The sequence below is a fragment of the Chitinophaga sancti genome (assembly GCF_034424315.1).
Taxonomy (GTDB): Bacteria; Bacteroidota; Bacteroidia; order Chitinophagales; family Chitinophagaceae; genus Chitinophaga; species Chitinophaga sancti.
Window position 1 is genome coordinate 1,586,096 of the sequence record NZ_CP139972.1, and the last position, 15,921, is coordinate 1,602,016.

The window sequence follows — 15,921 nt, forward strand, 5'->3', positions numbered from 1 at the left end:
AACCTTAAAAAACTGATCATATGGAATGTTATATCGGAGAGATCCGCGCGTTTGCGGGAAATTATGCACCTGAGGACTGGGCGTTGTGTAATGGAGCGACAATACCCATTTCTGGAAATGAAGCTTTGTACTCCCTGTTGGGGATAACATATGGTGGAGATGGTGTTACCAACTTCAAGCTCCCTGACCTGCGGGTAAAATTACCGGTAGGTGCTGGCACCATCAGCGCACAGGGAGGCACGGGCAATTATGTGCTGGCAGCTACCGGGGGTACGACCGCGGTAACGCTTACACCAGCTGACCTGCCACCACATACACACGCCTTTACAGGAATCAACACCCCTGCTACCAGCAGCTCGCCTTTGCATAATATGCTGGCAGCTTCAAACGGCAATAACAGTGTAGTGACCCCTCCTTATCCGGACGTCAACCTGTATACGACGTTGCCCTTGCCTTCAGGGGGAACGACTACTCCGAATGCTACGCTCGGCGCTAGTACTATCGGTAATACGGGGGGTGTTGAGGCACACCAGAACATGATGCCTTACCTCTGTGTGAACTTCATAATTGCGCTTACCGGCTTATACCCTCAGCAGGCTTAACCCTGAAAATGCGTAGCGCTATTATTGCTTATAGTGACCAGTTCATACCACTGGCATACACACTTGCGAGACAAGGTCAGCAAGTGTGTATCTTTCCGGCTTCGCAGAAGGATGCAATCTTACACAGGATAGTGGCAGGTTTTAATCCTTCTGTTAGTTTTTGTACCTTCTTCATCCATTATGCAGAAGGTTGCGTCAAAGACCAACCACTCATTAAAAGGTGTTGCACAGCTTCATTATTTTTCGCGCCATCCACTTTGGGTGTTACGCCCTTATCTTCCACAAACCTGTTTGCCAGGTAACCAGTACCTGCAAATATGATCAGGAAGAATGGGACCAACCCGATCAATCCTAAGAGGAGATCTATTTTGAAAAAGATGATCTCCATGGCGATGGCTACAGCCACGCAGATGATGCCGGCCTTCTTAGCTGCTGATTCATGGGCATTAAGGCAATCTTTACACCTGGAGATACCAACAGGAATTTTCTGGTATTTAACGGATCTGTAAACAATTATATTCGTTCTATCCTGTTCTTTGAACAGGTTAATAAAATAATTGTCTTCCATATCCGAAGAATGCCCTGTTTCGCAATACTGGCATTTGGTTTCGGTGGGTTCCAACCGTTTTCTTGCCTGGTTAAAAACGTACATAGCTATAGTTGTGGTTTAGTAGTTATCATCTTCATCAGTATTCGCATATACCGTAAACGCCAGTAAATAGTACACGATAGCAGCCGGTGCCAAGGCGATAAACATTGGAATAAGCAATTCGATGTTTATATAGGTGGTTCTGCCACTGAGATACCAGGTATAGGTATACGGGAAAATAAAAGCGAGGATCATTGCAGACAAAACACCTGCAAGGGGTTTGGATCTAAAGCCAAAGAAGCCCGCTATACCTGCAATACCGGTCATTGCTATCACTCCCATGAGCGAGTGAACGCCAAAAACACCGCCAAACAAAGCGCAAAGCATGACTACAAGCAGGGCGATCCCTTTTGTTTCCTTCTCTTTTTTGTCCCTGATGGCTTTTTCTACAATCCATTTTTTGAATGCCTGTACTTCGGCAACAACTAATTGCTGGGCAAGAGCTTCTGAAAAGCCTTCATTCATTAATCTCCTGACGGTGGATTCTAAATTAAATTCGGAATTCAAAATGGATCGTCTTATCTCCTTCTTTTGTTCCTGGGATAGGGTTTGATTCATAGCTAATATAGGTATGGGTATAATATTGTCCGCTTATAACAGTAATAGGGTTCACTATAATATATGCCGCAAAACTAATATGAATTCCGGAAATATAAAGGATAATTTAAAATATTTTATAAGAGGCTGGGGATCAGGCAAAGTGGTGGATGGTGGCTTCCTCATTGGAGGTAATAATGCTTTTTTGAGTGTTCTTATTTTGGTAAAAAGGTTCTTTGTATCGGAAACGGAATCAAGGGTGTATTGCAGGGAAAAGCATATCCCGGTGAATGAAGGGTTTGAGCAGGCAACCTGATGTTTTTTTATGGGGAATCATCCAGATCCCAGATAGAAAAATTACAAGAGGATGAGCTGTAGATATTTAACATAAAGCATACAACCAAAATCGCATATAATACGTAGTTCCTATATAAACTTTTTTATATGCAGATTCGTAAGCTATTTCTCCTGTTGTTAGTAATAACAGTCTCGGGAAGTTCATTTATGCCACAGCCACAGAAAAACATTACCTGGACTGCTATTGGCGATTCCTTTACTTATTTAAATGATCACCTGGAAGAGAGTGAGAACCGGGTAGAGAAAGGCTGGATTACCAGAACGGCAGAACTGGTGCCGGGCCTCACCTATACAAACAAGGGCCAGAATTACCTGACCAGTGTTGAAATTGCCTACAAGATAGATGACCTGGGTATCCCGGCATCGGATCTGTATACTGTGTTTTTGGGTACCAATGACTGGTGGCTGGGGGTAAAACCGGGTACAATTGACGATTATACTAACAATACGGGGATTGCCACTTTGTATGGGGCCTTCAGGGTGATTATTGATAAGTTACGCAGCCTTAACCCGAAAGCACATATTATACTGCTGACCCCCATGCAGCGCGGAGATTTTGTGTACCTGCGTAATCACAATTTTAATAGCTGGGGTTCATATAAGGATCAGGAAGGGCAAAGTCTGGAGACATTTGTAAATGCCGTGAGAGCTATTGGCAAGGCGGACCACCTGGAGGTATTGGATCTGTATAGTGAGCCGCAGTTATCGATCAGCAACGCGGTGAAGTTTAAGCTGCTCAGGGATCCACAAACGCGGGAGTACAAGGAATATACTTATCCTGATTATACGAAGATTCCATTTGTTGTGGGAGACAGGTATCCTTATCCTACCAATGCGATAGATGTTACTTATGATGGGATCCATCCATCAGATAAGGGGGGTGCAATCATTGCCGGCTTGTTGGCTAAGTTGATTGCGGGAATCCAGTTTTAAAGGGGATTGTTTGTTGGGTACCCGGGATGGGAGTTTGAACCTGCCTTTCCCGGGGGATTGCCATCTACTTCTAATTTATTCAATATCAATATTTAGTGTTTTCATGCAAAACAAGCGATCTGCGGGCTTGTTGAGGGCTGGCTATGCCTATATCGAATTGGTTGACGATGATTTGCAATAGTTTTATACCTTTGCATCCCAATTGATTTTTATGCGTGAAAATTTGAAAATAGGAATATTAGGAGGTGGTCAGCTTGGTAGTATGCTTTTAAGGCATGCGATCGATTTCGGCCTCAGCGTTTCAGTAATGGATAAAGATGCAAATGCGCCTTGTGCCCGTTATACATCTTCTTTTACCAACGGAGACCAGAAATCTTTCGACGATGTGATAGCATTCGGGAAAGACAAGGATGTGATCACTATTGAAATGGAAGCGGTAAATATCGATGCATTACGCGAACTGGAAAAACAGGGTAAAAAAGTTTTCCCGACGCCTGATACGATCCAGGTGATCCAGGATAAATATACACAGAAACAGTTTTTGCAATCCCATCATATTCCTGTAGTACCGGGGGTTCCTGTAGCGGGTAAAAAAGAATTGCATGAAGTAGCGGACAAGCTGCCTGGTTGTCTTAAGAAACGCCGGGATGGTTATGATGGATATGGTGTGATGGTGTTAAAGACAAGTGCAGACATTGAGAAGGCATTTGATCAGCCGTGTGTGCTGGAAGAGCTGGTGGATATAAAACATGAAATTGCGGTAATTGTAGGAAGAAATGAGTACGGGGATGTGCAGTGTTATGATCCGGTGATGATGGTATTTTCAGAAGAGAAATTTATCCTTGAGTCGCAGGTAGCGCCGGCGCAGTTAGATGCAGGGCTGGCAGAAGAGGCGATCGCGCTTGCTGAAAAGGTAGCGGATGCGCTGCAACTGGTAGGGATCCTTGCGGTAGAAATGTTTGTTACAAAGGATAACAAGATACTGGTGAATGAAATGGCACCGAGACCGCATAATAGTGGTCACCATACGATCGAGGCAAGTACGACTTCACAATATGAGCAATTGATTCGTGCGATCTTAGGATTGCCACTGGGTGATACTAAGCTTCACCAGCCATCATTGATGTTGAATATCCTGGAGAACGAAGGATTGCGGGCAGACAGGGAGGAGAAGTTCAGTTCATTGCTGGCGATACCGGGCGCGCATCTTCACTGGTATGGTAAAATAGGTAGCAGATTGGGCAGAAAGGTAGGTCACGTAACGGTTACAGGTAGTACAATGGAAGATATTCTTGCAAAGGCTGAAACTATTCGGAAAATTTTAAATTAATACATATGAAACAGGTAGAAGTAGGCATTATAATGGGCAGTAGTTCTGATGCGCCTATTATGCGTCAGGCAATAGAGGTGTTAAAGAAGTTCGACATCGGCTATGAGTTTAATGTAGTGTCTGCGCACCGTAGTCCCCAGCGGATGTTTGACTATGCTACTACTGCAGAAGAGCGTGGTTTGAAGATCATCATTGCCGGAGCGGGTGGTGCTGCGCATCTTCCCGGGATGGTTGCTGCAATCACCACTTTACCTGTTGTGGGTGTGCCGATAAAGTCTTCTAATTCATTGGATGGCTGGGATTCTTTGTTGTCAATAGTGCAGATGCCGGGTGATATCCCTGTGGCGACGGTGAGTGTGAATGGCGCGCGGAATGCGGGTTTGCTGGCGGTGCAGATACTGGCGACAAGTAATGCAGAATTGAGGAAGAAGCTGGCGGAGATGAAGCGCGAGAATAATGAGAAGGTGGAGAAGATGAATGAGACGCTTGATAGGTCTTAAAGATAGTGAAAGGGGCGTCTCTAAAGCATGAGACGCCCTTTTTTTTGATTTTAATATACGTAAGGAAAAATGGCTGTCGCATTTTAATGTGTGCCATTTAATAGACAGTGCTTTTCCAGCAGCTCCTGTACCTCATTACCGTACATGGGTGTAAAACCCAGTTGAATAGCGCGCTGAAGATCCACACATGCTTTATCCGGTTGTTTCATCGCAAAATAAATGAGTGCTCTGTTACGGAAAGCATAAGAATTGGCCGGGTAATATTTGATTGCGCGCTCTATATCTTTGAGCGCCTCTTTCAGATCGTTCTTTTTGTATTTTACATAGCCTCTATTGTTATAGGCCACACCATCGTTCGGAGAAAGTTCAAGGACCATGTTTAACATGTCGATCGCCTTTTGGTATTCCCCGATATTCGTGTAGCGGAAACCCAGATTACCGATAGCTGCGACTTCATTGGGAGAAAGGCGAGATACCTTGCAGATTGAGCCTGTATGGAAGGTCAGCCCTACGCAAGATAGCGCAACCCAGATAAATTGGGTAACTTCGACAGCTACTATGGATGGCTTTTCAAAGGCCGTTCAGATTTCGGCAGGTATATCCGGTGGTGGTGGAACAAGTGACATTACAATATTATTAGAAGAAGATACAATAAAATGACGAACGACTATAAGGATATTAAGTTTTTATCACTCTTGTTCATTGCAATTGTGGTAACAGGAGGTCTGATCCTTACATCAGGATTTTACTATTGTCTGTTTTTTGCCAGTTCTTTAGGAATAATGACTGCTTATGCAATCAATGAAAGGAAACGAATTTTTAGGATAATGATAGACTTAAGGGAGATTAAATTCAGTCGAAATCTGGTTTATATAATCAATATCATTGTCGGCTATCAACATCACTATAAAGAACATCCATTATCTTTCAAAGGTGGTTTTTGGGTGGTAGCTCTTCTTCAGGTTATCAGTCTTTTTCTTTTGGTTTATTGTATAGAAGATAAACCAAAATCCTAACAGAATAAATAATAAACAGACATTTATTGTATGAGGCTCTTGTGGCAACGGCGCTACAAGGGCCTTATTTATTGGAAAATATTTGAACTATTAGCTGATCATTTAAGGGTATTTAATAAAAAGCAATGGCATAAGATATTGGGTAACAATAATACCTTTTATTTCATCTGGAGCCCTTTCAGGGTCTGTTTACTACAAAAACTAAAACCAAGGGCCGCCCCAAAAGCCTATCTTGACTTTTTGGGCAGCCCCGAGGCTATAAAATTCCCTGTGTTGAAGGCTCATGATGGTTGGCAGAAAAAAGGAATCAAAAGTTATATACAAATCCACAACAATGAGAATCACATTACGATCCATTGTCCTTTTTTTAGCCTTCATTTTATTTTCCTGCAAACATATAAACCAGCCATCTGCCTACTTTTGAGACACCTCTTTCCTACCTTGTGCACATTAGTGGAGCATTTCTCCATTTCTTTGTTAAAAACCTGCTGCACATAAGTTTAAATGCGGATGAAGACCCCTTACCATAGCAAGACCACGTTTTATTTATACCGTTTAACAAAAAATAAGTTTGTTAATTGGTTTATTTTGAATAAGTTTAATAATTGTCATGCTGACATTATTACTAACTGGTTGTTCTTTTCCCTAAAGAACCACGTTAAATGTTATGAAAAAACTGATTCTGTCTATTGGAATGTTTGTTGCCGGTCCTTCCTTTGGCCAGCAATGTAAGACCTTCTTCCTGTGGGATGACACGCTGCCCATAGCGCAACGTGTCAATGACGGGCTTAGCCGGTTAAGGCTGGAGGAAAAAGTTGGGCAAATGCTGAATGCTGTACCCACCATCACACGTCCTGGTATACCAGCCTATGGCTGGTGGAATGAAACTCTTCATGATGTTGCCAGCACTCGTTACCATATAACTTCTTATCCGCAAGCAATTGCAATGGCTACCACATGGAATACGGTCTCACTATACCTGATGGCAGGTTATTCGGCCACAGAGCAGGGATAACAAGGCAACAGCACAGCTATCTAGCCGGAAGGAAAGATAGCCGGTGGCAACGGGAAATGGACAATGCCGGTACAGAAAAAGTGAGATCGCATACCATGATGGTCCGGTAAATTAGCGGCGGGATAATACAACGGTTTAATACACATGTTAACAGAATAAGATGAGAGCAAAACACCTTTTGATCTTAATGATGATCAGCGTGGGCAGCTACGCCCAACAATATGAAAAAAGCAGTTCCGGCATCACCACAGCGGTTGCGGGTAATGAAGTAAAGATTCAGTTTTATTCGCCTTCCATAGTAAGAGTCGTTAAGTCGCCTATAAACAAACCGTTTTCCAAAACGAGTTTGTCTGTAATAGCGACACCGATAAAGACAGTTTTTACGGCAAGTTCGGGAAGTGGTTTCATCATCGTTAAAAGTGATAAACTCAGTGTCAGGTTGAATACAAAAACGGGTGAAATCCGCTATCAAACTATTGCGGGCGAAGTCCTTCTCAGCGAAAAGCCCAATAGCGCTTCGTTTACACCTTTTGATGATGCTGGAAACAAGACATTTTCCATTTCGCAGTCTTTCCAGCTTGCAAAGGATGAACCTATTTATGGGCTAGGCCAGCACCAGAGAGGGAATTTGAGTCAACGCAATCAAAAGTATAGTATGATGATGCAGTCTAATACAGATGACCCCATCACTTTTTTCCAGTCTGTAAAGGGTTACGGCGTATTCTGGGATAATTACTCGCCCACTACTTTTGAAGATAATGCAACTGAAACGTATTTTAAGTCGGAAGTAGGCGACTGCATAGACTACTATTTCATATATGGCGGCATTGCTGACGGCGTGATTGCAGGCATGCGGGAACTAACCGGTCAGGCGCCTATGTTCCCGTTGTGGACTTATGGCTTTTGGCAGAGCAGGGAACGGTATAAATCGCAGCTTGAAATTGTGGATGTTGTGAAAAAGTACCGTGAGCTGAAAGTGCCTTTAGACGGTATCATCCAGGACTGGCAGTACTGGGGCGATAATTACCATTGGAATGGCATGGGTTTTCTAAATCCGGAATTTCCGCAGCCTGAGAAAATGGTAGCCGATATCCATGCCATGAATGCGCATGCGATCATTTCTATCTGGGCTTCTTTCGGGCCCAAAACAAAACCTTATGAAGAGCTGAACGCCGGAGGCATGCTTTTCAATTTTAGCACCTGGCCGGAAAGTGCTAAAGACGTCTGGCCTCCGGATATGAACTATCCTTCCGGTGTGCGTGTATATGATGCCTATAATCCTGCAGCAAGGGATATTTACTGGCGATATCTAAACAAGGGCTTATTTTCTTTGGGGCTTGATGGTTGGTGGATGGACTCATCAGAACCCGATCATCTGTCATTTAAGGATACTGACCTTGATCAGCAATCTTTCCTGGGATCGTTTCGTAAAGTACGTAATGCATTTCCCCTGATGACTGTAGGCGGGGTATACGATCATCAACGGAAAGAGAATGTTGAAAAAAGGATATTCATCCTTACACGCTCTGCATTTGCCGGCCAGCAGCGATATGGAGCAAATACCTGGTCCGGCGATATCACATCCTCCTGGGAAACATTAAAAAATCAGATTCCTACCGGGCTTAATTTCTCTTTAAGCGGCATTCCTTACTGGAACAGCGATATTGGCGGTTTCTTTCTAGGCAGTTTCCATAAAAAACTGGAAGACCCGGAATATCGCGAACTGTATGCAAGGTGGGTAGCCTTTGGTACATTCTGTCCTATGATGCGTTCTCATGGTACAGATGCTCCCCGGGAAATATACCAGTTTGGCAGCAAAGGCACCAGGGTATATGATGCTATAGAAAAATTCATTCATTTACGTTATAGCCTGCTGCCATATATATATTCCACTTCCTGGGATGTTACAGCCAACCAATCCAGCATGATGCGGGCACTTGTAATGGACTTTGTGAAAGATCACAATGCATGGAATGTGAATAATGAATTTATGTTCGGAAAATCCATACTTGTAACGCCTGTAACCCAGGCACAGTATCTGAAGCAGGTGGTAAACGGAAATGATACCGCCTGGGCTGAAGACTTCAGCGCCAATAAATCTACATCAGTGTATTTGCCAGCCGGTACAAGCTGGTTCGATTTCTGGACTGGGGAGCAGGTAGCAGGTGGTAAAACATTGTTGAAAGAAACACCGCTGGATATAATTCCCCTGTATGTAAAAGCAGGGGCCATATTGCCACTAGGTCCACAGGTACAATATGCTGAAGAAAAAAAATGGGATAACCTTGAAATACGCGTATACCCAGGGAGTGATGGCCGGTTTGTATTGTATGAAGACGAAAATGACAATTACAACTACGAGAAAGGAATATACTCCACTATCACTTTTAAATGGGATAATAAGGCCAAAACGCTTACCATCGGAGAGAGAAAAGGTAAATTCCCCGGCATGGTCGTGTCCCGTAAATTTACTGTTGTTCTGGCCGGAACCAGCCAGGCAGGTCATCCAGGAAAGATAGTCGACTACAACGGAAATGCCGTTAATGTAAAACTATAAGAGCGGGTAGGGTATTATGAATTGCAGTCCTGACATTACGACTATAAAATAGCTGTTAAAACCGACTGGTCTTTATATAATGCGAAGCCAGATTATCTTTCAGCGTTCCTTCAGAAACTTTAAGCCAGGGCCGGAACAGATAAATGGAAAGTATACTGTTAAAGGTTGTGATATACTGTTTCTACAGGTCGGGTGATAGGGAGTTTTTCGCGGGAGGAATGGCAAGCTAGCCAAGCTATGACTTTCTACTGATATACGGGGCTGTCTCAGAACTCCGAGACAGCCCCTTTTTAAGCTATTGAACTTTGTGAAGCCCTTTTTTTAGATAATTATCATCATGATATAAATCCATCATTTCAATATTCCCTAATTCTATCTGTACAATTTTGATAGCACCTGAATAGTTTACAGGAATGGCGGGTGCCATTGCGCAATAAATGAACAATGTGTCTTTTTGTTGCTTATAATATAGCGCATCAACTCCCTTATAGATATAATCAGCGGATTCGTTCGGGGTAAAATTTTCATTCTTTGACCCGCTGATAAATACCATCTGATGATCTGCGCTTATTCCCAAATTCTTAAAGTAAATAAAAGCTTTTGCGCCGTTTTCCGGGTAGTTAATTTCAATTATATTAGATGTAGTGTAAGCATCTTTTCCGGGAATGGAGAAAAACACCAACAACCCCACTAAAATTATGAAACTGCTTAATATAATTATGAGATACTTATATCTTTTCATTTTACCTTGGTTTTGAATAACAGCCTTTTTCGACCATCATTCCTGTATAGTTTATTTCTCCATAGTAGGGAGCAGGGCCATACTGTGCATTTCCTACCATTATTTTAAACGCATTCCACTTGGTATACTCCCTTTGTTGCAACGCGCCGGTTAATCTCATATAGGTATCAAAAGTAATACTACCAATATTGCGCTACCTTATAATTCCTATAAGTACTACGTTTCATAAAATTCACATCTGATTCCAGGCCTGTTCATTTCGTGAAATCTACGTTAAGGCGTTGAATTATAGTAACGGCAGGTTAGTCTACCTTAGAAATTTAATCCGAAAAAATTATACAATTCAAGTTTTTAAATTAGTGGTATATTCTTTCCAGATTCTTTCAAATTCCTCCATCGATATTTCCACAGGTAGGAATTGAGGATCTGCTTCTATCTCTTTCGTGCCAGGAACAGGAGCGTCTCCAAGACCACTACCACCAAACTCAAAATCCAGAGATGCTAACCCAAAGCTATTGTCAGGATAAACTTCAATTTTACGTTGCTCATAATCATCATCGCCAATTTCAGAATATATCAGTACTGGATCATCTATTTCATCATGTATCCATTTTACTTTTAAGTATCTCATGATAATATTTTAATAAAATAAATTACTTTTTTACCGGTGTAGGAGTAACAGGTTTTGCTACAACAGGCACCTGCCCACTTCCAACAACTCGCCCGCTAAGGTTTAAATTTACACCATTGGGAACAACAAATATATTCTCTCATCCTTTTATTACATTTAATCCGGTCACATCAACGGCAACATAGTTTGTGAATCGTGAACCTAACCAAGGTATTCTCAAAAAAGCTGCTGACAATTGCGCTGGGTTTTTAGTACCGGGAACAATATCCGTAAAATATCGCCCGTCACCATATCTGGCATCTTTTGGATTTACTGCCTTTAATGACGGCCGCATTTCCTGAGAGTTCGCTATTCCTTCTTGCCCTTCAATAGTAGTATAATGATATAATATTTTTCTTTGAAGGCTTAACCATAGTAAGAGCGTAAAATCAAAAAGCACAACAATAAAAATTCAATGGCACAACTTTTTAAGACAATCAATATTTTACTGTTTAGGTTCCAAATGACCACTTTTTGAATAAATAAATATGGAAAAAGGTGTTACGAAAAACAGAAAAATGCATTCTATTGATTGTTAAGAAGTTAATGGTCACATGAAAAATCACTGGATTTCTTCTGCAAGGTTTAACATCTGATTAGCAAAGGGTATGAATATGGGAAACCGTAAAAATCATAAAATCCCGGCTTCTATATTTGTATCATTCTAATCATTGAAAGTAAATAAACCCAAAAACATTTGCTATGGAAAAAGTTCAAGCCATTAAACCTGGGCCTAAGCCCAAAAAAGAAGATGGTACCGTAGACAAAAGAAGGAGAGTTGATCACCCCAACAAACCTAAACACCCTGATTTAAAGCCTCATAAGTATAATGGTACCCGAAATTTGGACCGGTAATTAAGATTGTAAAAAACATCTTAAATTGCCAAAATAATGACAAAGCAAAGCAGAAGAAAATTCACTGGAGACTTCAAGGCGAAAGTAGTCATGGAAGCCTTAAAAGAGCGTAGTACAGTTGAAGAACTAGCTAAGAAGTATGATTTGCATCCCACACAAATCAATACATGGAAACGAGAGGCGGCAGCCAAACTTGCCAGTGCGTTTGATTCAGAATCTGGAAACAAACAACAGGAACAACAAGCTGATCAACTGGAGAAATTGTATGCACAGATAGGTCAGCTTAAAGTTGAGAATGACTTCCTGAAAAAAAAATTGTAACCAGGTCATTATCCAGCCGTCGTTCCATGCTTGAACCAAATCATCCATACCTTAGTATTCGCCGTCAATGTGAGCTTTTAAAGCTGCACAGGAGTGGTTTGTATTATGTTCCTGTATCGGAGACAAGCGAGAACCTGGAAATAATGCGCATTCTTGACGCGCAATACTTTCTGACACCTTTCTATGGGGAACGTCGATTGATGGCTTTATTGCGTCTAAAAGGGTATAATATTAACAGAAAGAGAATAAGACGTCTGATGAAATTGGTAAACTGGAACACACTATTCCAGGAACCCAACACCAGTAAGCCGGATAAATCTCACAAAATATATCCTTACCTGCTCAAAGGCATCGATATCAATAAAGCTAACCAGGTTTGGTGTTGCGACATTACATATATTCCGATGAAAAAGGGCTTCATGTATTTATGCGCCATTATTGATGTACATACCCGCTACGTAGTCAACTGGGGCATAAGTAATACCATGAATGCAGAGTGGTGCAGAGATATTGCAGATGTTGCAATTTTGAAACACGGTAAGCCGGAAATATTTAATACAGATCAGGGCAGTCAGTTCACCAGCGAAGTGTTTACCGGTCTGTTAAAAGAACATGAAATCAAAATAAGCATGGACGGGAAAGGTCGGGCACTGGATAATATATGGATCGAACGACTGTGGAGGAGTGTTAAATATGAGCACATTTACCTGAACGTACACGAAGATGGTCTTTCGCTCTATCAGGGACTGAAAGGATATTTTAATTTTTATAATCGTACGCGTGTGCATCAATCATTGGATTATTCAACCCCAATAGAAGCCTATATGGCCAAAGCCGCATAATCCCCTGCCGGGGGCTTGTGCCAAATGATTCACAGGGCAAAGCCCAGTAAATCATTTAACACTTAAAAGCTTAAAAGGAACGATTACCGGTCCTAAGACTGGGGACCACCATAATAAGAAGCATCAAGACCACCCCTTATGTTGTCCCCCTCTCTTAGGCTATCGATAATTTATACATATTTATTTTGAAAAATACTGCCTCTGGAAATATTCCGTTGGCTCAACTCCGTTTGAATTACTACAAGGTCAAATACCAAGCACACACCAATACGCCAACCAAATTCAGCAATCAAAAGCAAACAGGCTTGCAGAAAACAAAAAATCAAGACGCCAGTGCTAACAACTAAAGTCGATAGGCAAAAACAGCAGCCCAAAGCTCAAAAAATGAACCCAAAATATCGCCTCATGCTTTAAAAATCTAATAAAAATTTGCTTTAGTAGCCTATCAGCAAATTCATGAATACGTATGCCGTTTAAAACACGCTCATGTAAAGCTGCCTATCAAAGAAATACTGAAAAGATCATCGAAAAAACGTAACGTACATGGAATCATAATCCCTGAACCAAATCAACTGGCAGCGCCATGACCTTTTTAATAAATTCTTTCATGAAATTGGAAAAATATTGATTTCTAATATCCAGCCACAAATCTTCACGGCTATTAATTTGCGAATATTGTTGAAAATACAATGGCCACCACTCCGAAGACTTGAATTTCACACCAAAATGAGTTGCCAAATCCGGGCGCAATATTTTCTCCCGATGTGCTACAAAAAAATCAGGCTTTTTTACGATCCCATAAATAACACCCCCTAATTCAAAACTATATTTCACGTAACAGTTCTTCAGGTTTGGCAACTCAAAATGATGGTGTTGCGAGTCAAAAGGTATTTGGAATTCCGTCCCTATTGATGCCATTTGATCGGTCAACTCAATTTCAAGCTGCGCCAAAAGTGTGTCTATTGACCTGGCGACAACAAATGCATTCCTAAAATTTTCCTCGCTCTCATTGATAAACTTGGCCAGCATAGCCTGCTCATCTAAATTTTCGCTACCCATATATTTTTCGGTTAATTTTCGTTTAAGGTCTTCCAAGAAGTACCGGACCCGCTCATTGTGTGTCCTGGAAACAAACTCATCTAAGAGCGGAATGATATCCCTTTCATAAGTTATCATCACCAATCTACCCTGCTCCTGTAGACGCTGTAATTCCGGTCCCGCACTATAATCCGTTAATATTTTTGACTTAGGAGCCAAATATACAAGCTGATAATTATCCGTTTTACAGAATGTCTTTAAGTATTCCACATAATCCTTAACCTGGTCCTTTTGATCAGCAGTCCACGGATATATCTTATTTTCAATACCCAGCATTTCACTACGCTGATCATAAGACAATACAATATCTACTCTTCGGTTGGATCCGGTTGTTTCTTCGCATTGTACCGACACTTTAGTGAAATCCGAATAAGTGAACCGGAGATTGAATCTGTTTATAAAAAGCTGTAAGTAAACATCCCCCTGTGCATGGCGTCCATTCGGATCCAGAAAGTACGCCAGTATTTCAGATACTTTATTCTCATTCCATAGAACAAAATCTAACGTATTAAAACCCAACGCCAACTTCTTCGCATAAATAGATTCATACTCACGAATAAAATCCTGACGGGCTTTTATAGCAGATAAAAAGACGGGGATTGAATTCAGCATTAATAATGCAATTTAAATATTAATAACGTAACGCTTCAAGGGTTTGAAACTAACAAATGCCATTAGACCGAATCGTGATAGGAAAATCTCCATGAAGATATTTCCACGAATTCTCACTATTATATCTTACCACATATCCATCAATTTCATAATAATGGCTAGTTAGATCGAAGTTACATTGGGTAGGACTTCTAATCCCATACCCGATGCATCTACTATACTTTGCACATCGTCACGGTTACAGTTCACCCCAGGTTGAACCTTAATAGGTAACAGTTTGCCCCACGGACTTATAAAGTCAAGTTCTATAAATGGAATATCCCCATGAAAATGTGTTACAAATGGAAATGGGTAGTCATCAGAGTAACGTTTTATCAAATATCTTGTTTCACATTCATCTTCGAAACCAGCATCTATATAAAAAGTTCCAAATTTTGAAATTGCCTTAAAAACCAATGGTTTTCCATAAACCTCACTTATTCTATCCATAAGTTTTGCCAAAAGATTTTTATCCGCGGCATATGATGAATTGGGATAATAAACCTTTCTAAAATCAGAATGGCTGGTAGTAATATCAAAGATCAGTTTAACGCCTGCACCCATTTTTCCAAAATGCTGCCACATACCTCTCCTGATGTCTATTTCAGGTTCCTTATTTTCAGTTAAAGAAATATAAAACAGATCTTTCATCAACCCCTCTTCCATCGTCGAATTATCAATCGGCCTCTTGAACCCCTCAATGTCGTGATCGGAGTAAAATAGAGTAAACTCAAATTCGTGTTTCCGTTTTATGGTGGAGGTTAAACGTAATTTTCTGTTTGTTAAAATTGATTGCAGAGCAGTCAGGTCAGTAAAGTGCGCATATTCACCAGCTGGTGCAGGAGGATAATAATGATCATAAATAATTTTTGTCAAAGTGGTATCAATAGGTACTCCTATGCCAGTATTACCAATGTATTGGGGGTAAAACTTGATTTGATTTTCGTTAATCAACGGGCATTTCTCTTCCTGTAATATACCGTTAATCAATTCAACAAGACCCGCCCTCTCCCTTTTGTTTAACACATCAGCTTCCCGTAGAAGCTCTTGGTATCGATTATCTCTTTCTACCTGTTCTCTTATTCCTTCTACGAACTTTTTAGGTATACCATACTGATCATAATAAGATTTTGAAAGGTCTTGGTTATCATTCATTTGATGTTCATTTTACCCAAATGTAAACAAGAAAGTCATTATTCGACAATGCTTTTACTAAGACATTCGTGCAATTAAAATTGTAGGGTCA

Annotated in this window: 19 protein-coding genes; 10 read left to right on the plus strand and 9 right to left on the minus strand. The window is 41.1% G+C overall.

The features are described 5' to 3' along the window. Nucleotides 1-20: 20 nt before the first annotated feature. Nucleotides 21-602 (plus strand): phage tail protein, encoded by a 582-nt coding sequence (locus U0033_RS05880; protein WP_072365020.1) that lies wholly within the window; start codon nt 21-23, stop codon nt 600-602. Nucleotides 603-780: 178 nt separating this feature from the next. Here U0033_RS05880 and U0033_RS05885 read toward each other — a convergent pair whose 3' ends face one another. Both U0033_RS05885 and U0033_RS05890 read right to left on the minus strand, forming a co-directional pair. Next, nucleotides 781-1,254: a hypothetical protein gene (locus tag U0033_RS05885; RefSeq protein ID WP_143150922.1), complete on the minus strand. Its 474-nt coding sequence runs from the start codon at nt 1,252-1,254 to the stop codon at nt 781-783. Nucleotides 1,255-1,269: 15 nt separating this feature from the next. Beyond that, nucleotides 1,270-1,809, minus strand: coding sequence for a hypothetical protein (locus U0033_RS05890; protein WP_143150923.1), 540 nt, complete (start codon nt 1,807-1,809; stop codon nt 1,270-1,272). 423 nt (nt 1,810-2,232) lie between these two features. Here U0033_RS05890 and U0033_RS05895 point away from each other — a divergent pair, with 423 nt between their 5' ends. The 3 genes from U0033_RS05895 to purE all read left to right on the plus strand — a co-directional run bounded on the left by U0033_RS05895 (nt 2,233) and on the right by purE (nt 4,908). Continuing rightward, complete coding sequence (locus tag U0033_RS05895; RefSeq protein ID WP_083571836.1) at nt 2,233-3,078, plus strand: SGNH/GDSL hydrolase family protein; 846 nt, start codon at nt 2,233-2,235, stop codon at nt 3,076-3,078. Nucleotides 3,079-3,289: 211 nt separating this feature from the next. Continuing rightward, nucleotides 3,290-4,408, plus strand: a complete 1,119-nt coding sequence (locus U0033_RS05900; RefSeq protein ID WP_072365028.1) for a 5-(carboxyamino)imidazole ribonucleotide synthase — start codon at nt 3,290-3,292, stop codon at nt 4,406-4,408. Between the two features lie 5 nt (nt 4,409-4,413). Continuing rightward, entirely contained in the window at nt 4,414-4,908 is a 495-nt protein-coding gene (purE, locus tag U0033_RS05905; RefSeq protein ID WP_072365030.1) for a 5-(carboxyamino)imidazole ribonucleotide mutase, read from the plus strand. Nucleotides 4,909-4,991: 83 nt separating this feature from the next. On the opposite strand, the gene U0033_RS05910 is transcribed toward purE, so the two are convergent. Further along, a complete protein-coding gene (locus U0033_RS05910; protein ID WP_072365032.1) occupies nt 4,992-5,294 on the minus strand; it encodes a tetratricopeptide repeat protein in 303 nt (100 codons plus the stop codon). A 270-nt stretch (nt 5,295-5,564) separates the two neighbouring features. Between U0033_RS05910 and U0033_RS05915 the strand changes: the two genes are divergently transcribed. The 3 genes from U0033_RS05915 (at nt 5,565) to U0033_RS05925 (ending at nt 9,496) form a co-directional block, all read left to right on the plus strand. Continuing rightward, a complete protein-coding gene (locus tag U0033_RS05915; RefSeq protein WP_072365036.1) occupies nt 5,565-5,924 on the plus strand; it encodes a hypothetical protein in 360 nt (119 codons plus the stop codon). A 667-nt stretch (nt 5,925-6,591) separates the two neighbouring features. After that, entirely contained in the window at nt 6,592-6,939 is a 348-nt protein-coding gene (locus tag U0033_RS05920; RefSeq protein ID WP_072365039.1) for a hypothetical protein, read from the plus strand. 160 nt (nt 6,940-7,099) lie between these two features. Then, nucleotides 7,100-9,496, plus strand: coding sequence for a glycoside hydrolase family 31 protein (locus U0033_RS05925; protein WP_072365041.1), 2,397 nt, complete (start codon nt 7,100-7,102; stop codon nt 9,494-9,496). Nucleotides 9,497-9,791: 295 nt separating this feature from the next. On the opposite strand, the gene U0033_RS05930 is transcribed toward U0033_RS05925, so the two are convergent. The 4 genes from U0033_RS05930 to U0033_RS33240 all read right to left on the minus strand — a co-directional run bounded on the left by U0033_RS05930 (nt 9,792) and on the right by U0033_RS33240 (nt 11,203). Beyond that, complete coding sequence (locus U0033_RS05930) at nt 9,792-10,238, minus strand: hypothetical protein (RefSeq protein ID WP_072365043.1); 447 nt, start codon at nt 10,236-10,238, stop codon at nt 9,792-9,794. Nucleotide 10,239: 1 nt separating this feature from the next. Beyond that, nucleotides 10,240-10,398, minus strand: a complete 159-nt coding sequence (locus U0033_RS05935; RefSeq protein ID WP_177318717.1) for a hypothetical protein — start codon at nt 10,396-10,398, stop codon at nt 10,240-10,242. Between the two features lie 183 nt (nt 10,399-10,581). Beyond that, nucleotides 10,582-10,869, minus strand: coding sequence for a DUF6881 domain-containing protein (locus U0033_RS05940; protein WP_072365045.1), 288 nt, complete (start codon nt 10,867-10,869; stop codon nt 10,582-10,584). Between the two features lie 139 nt (nt 10,870-11,008). Beyond that, nucleotides 11,009-11,203, minus strand: a complete 195-nt coding sequence (locus U0033_RS33240) for an HYD1 signature containing ADP-ribosyltransferase family protein (protein ID WP_407654241.1) — start codon at nt 11,201-11,203, stop codon at nt 11,009-11,011. 407 nt (nt 11,204-11,610) lie between these two features. Here U0033_RS33240 and U0033_RS05945 point away from each other — a divergent pair, with 407 nt between their 5' ends. From U0033_RS05945 to U0033_RS05955, 3 genes are read left to right on the plus strand one after another with little or no spacing between them, the layout of a single operon-like run. Then, the gene (locus tag U0033_RS05945) at nt 11,611-11,763 is read left to right on the plus strand and encodes a hypothetical protein (protein ID WP_177318718.1); all 153 of its coding nucleotides are present in this window, start codon (nt 11,611-11,613) and stop codon (nt 11,761-11,763) included. 36 nt (nt 11,764-11,799) lie between these two features. Next, the gene (locus U0033_RS05950; RefSeq protein ID WP_072366656.1) at nt 11,800-12,084 is read left to right on the plus strand and encodes a transposase; all 285 of its coding nucleotides are present in this window, start codon (nt 11,800-11,802) and stop codon (nt 12,082-12,084) included. Nucleotides 12,085-12,110: 26 nt separating this feature from the next. Beyond that, complete coding sequence (locus U0033_RS05955; protein WP_322518462.1) at nt 12,111-12,926, plus strand: IS3 family transposase; 816 nt, start codon at nt 12,111-12,113, stop codon at nt 12,924-12,926. Nucleotides 12,927-13,475: 549 nt separating this feature from the next. On the opposite strand, the gene U0033_RS05960 is transcribed toward U0033_RS05955, so the two are convergent. Further along, nucleotides 13,476-14,636, minus strand: a complete 1,161-nt coding sequence (locus tag U0033_RS05960; RefSeq protein ID WP_072366294.1) for a PDDEXK-like family protein — start codon at nt 14,634-14,636, stop codon at nt 13,476-13,478. A gap of 162 nt (nt 14,637-14,798) precedes the next feature. Continuing rightward, the gene (locus U0033_RS05965) at nt 14,799-15,830 is read right to left on the minus strand and encodes a hypothetical protein (RefSeq protein ID WP_072366292.1); all 1,032 of its coding nucleotides are present in this window, start codon (nt 15,828-15,830) and stop codon (nt 14,799-14,801) included. Nucleotides 15,831-15,921: the final 91 nt, after the last annotated feature.

Bases quoted from the DNA above. Each gene is read 5' to 3' on its own strand.
- U0033_RS05920 (WP_072365039.1), top strand. From the start codon at position 6,592: ATGAAAAAACTGATTCTGTCTATTGGAATGTTTGTTGCCGGTCCTTCC.
- U0033_RS05965 (WP_072366292.1), bottom strand. From the start codon at position 15,830: ATGAATGATAACCAAGACCTTTCAAAATCTTATTATGATCAGTATGGT.
- U0033_RS05945 (WP_177318718.1), top strand. From the start codon at position 11,611: ATGGAAAAAGTTCAAGCCATTAAACCTGGGCCTAAGCCCAAAAAAGAA.
- U0033_RS05930 (WP_072365043.1), bottom strand. From the start codon at position 10,238: ATGAAAAGATATAAGTATCTCATAATTATATTAAGCAGTTTCATAATT.
- U0033_RS05915 (WP_072365036.1), top strand. From the start codon at position 5,565: ATGACGAACGACTATAAGGATATTAAGTTTTTATCACTCTTGTTCATT.
- U0033_RS05890 (WP_143150923.1), bottom strand. From the start codon at position 1,809: ATGAATCAAACCCTATCCCAGGAACAAAAGAAGGAGATAAGACGATCC.
- U0033_RS05900 (WP_072365028.1), top strand. From the start codon at position 3,290: ATGCGTGAAAATTTGAAAATAGGAATATTAGGAGGTGGTCAGCTTGGT.
- U0033_RS05935 (WP_177318717.1), bottom strand. From the start codon at position 10,398: ATGAGATTAACCGGCGCGTTGCAACAAAGGGAGTATACCAAGTGGAAT.
- U0033_RS05895 (WP_083571836.1), top strand. From the start codon at position 2,233: ATGCAGATTCGTAAGCTATTTCTCCTGTTGTTAGTAATAACAGTCTCG.
- U0033_RS05960 (WP_072366294.1), bottom strand. From the start codon at position 14,636: ATGCTGAATTCAATCCCCGTCTTTTTATCTGCTATAAAAGCCCGTCAG.
- U0033_RS33240 (WP_407654241.1), bottom strand. From the start codon at position 11,203: ATGCGGCCGTCATTAAAGGCAGTAAATCCAAAAGATGCCAGATATGGT.
- U0033_RS05885 (WP_143150922.1), bottom strand. From the start codon at position 1,254: ATGTACGTTTTTAACCAGGCAAGAAAACGGTTGGAACCCACCGAAACC.
- U0033_RS05955 (WP_322518462.1), top strand. From the start codon at position 12,111: ATGCTTGAACCAAATCATCCATACCTTAGTATTCGCCGTCAATGTGAG.
- U0033_RS05925 (WP_072365041.1), top strand. From the start codon at position 7,100: ATGAGAGCAAAACACCTTTTGATCTTAATGATGATCAGCGTGGGCAGC.
- U0033_RS05880 (WP_072365020.1), top strand. From the start codon at position 21: ATGGAATGTTATATCGGAGAGATCCGCGCGTTTGCGGGAAATTATGCA.
- U0033_RS05950 (WP_072366656.1), top strand. From the start codon at position 11,800: ATGACAAAGCAAAGCAGAAGAAAATTCACTGGAGACTTCAAGGCGAAA.
- U0033_RS05940 (WP_072365045.1), bottom strand. From the start codon at position 10,869: ATGAGATACTTAAAAGTAAAATGGATACATGATGAAATAGATGATCCA.
- purE (WP_072365030.1), top strand. From the start codon at position 4,414: ATGAAACAGGTAGAAGTAGGCATTATAATGGGCAGTAGTTCTGATGCG.
- U0033_RS05910 (WP_072365032.1), bottom strand. From the start codon at position 5,294: ATGTTAAACATGGTCCTTGAACTTTCTCCGAACGATGGTGTGGCCTAT.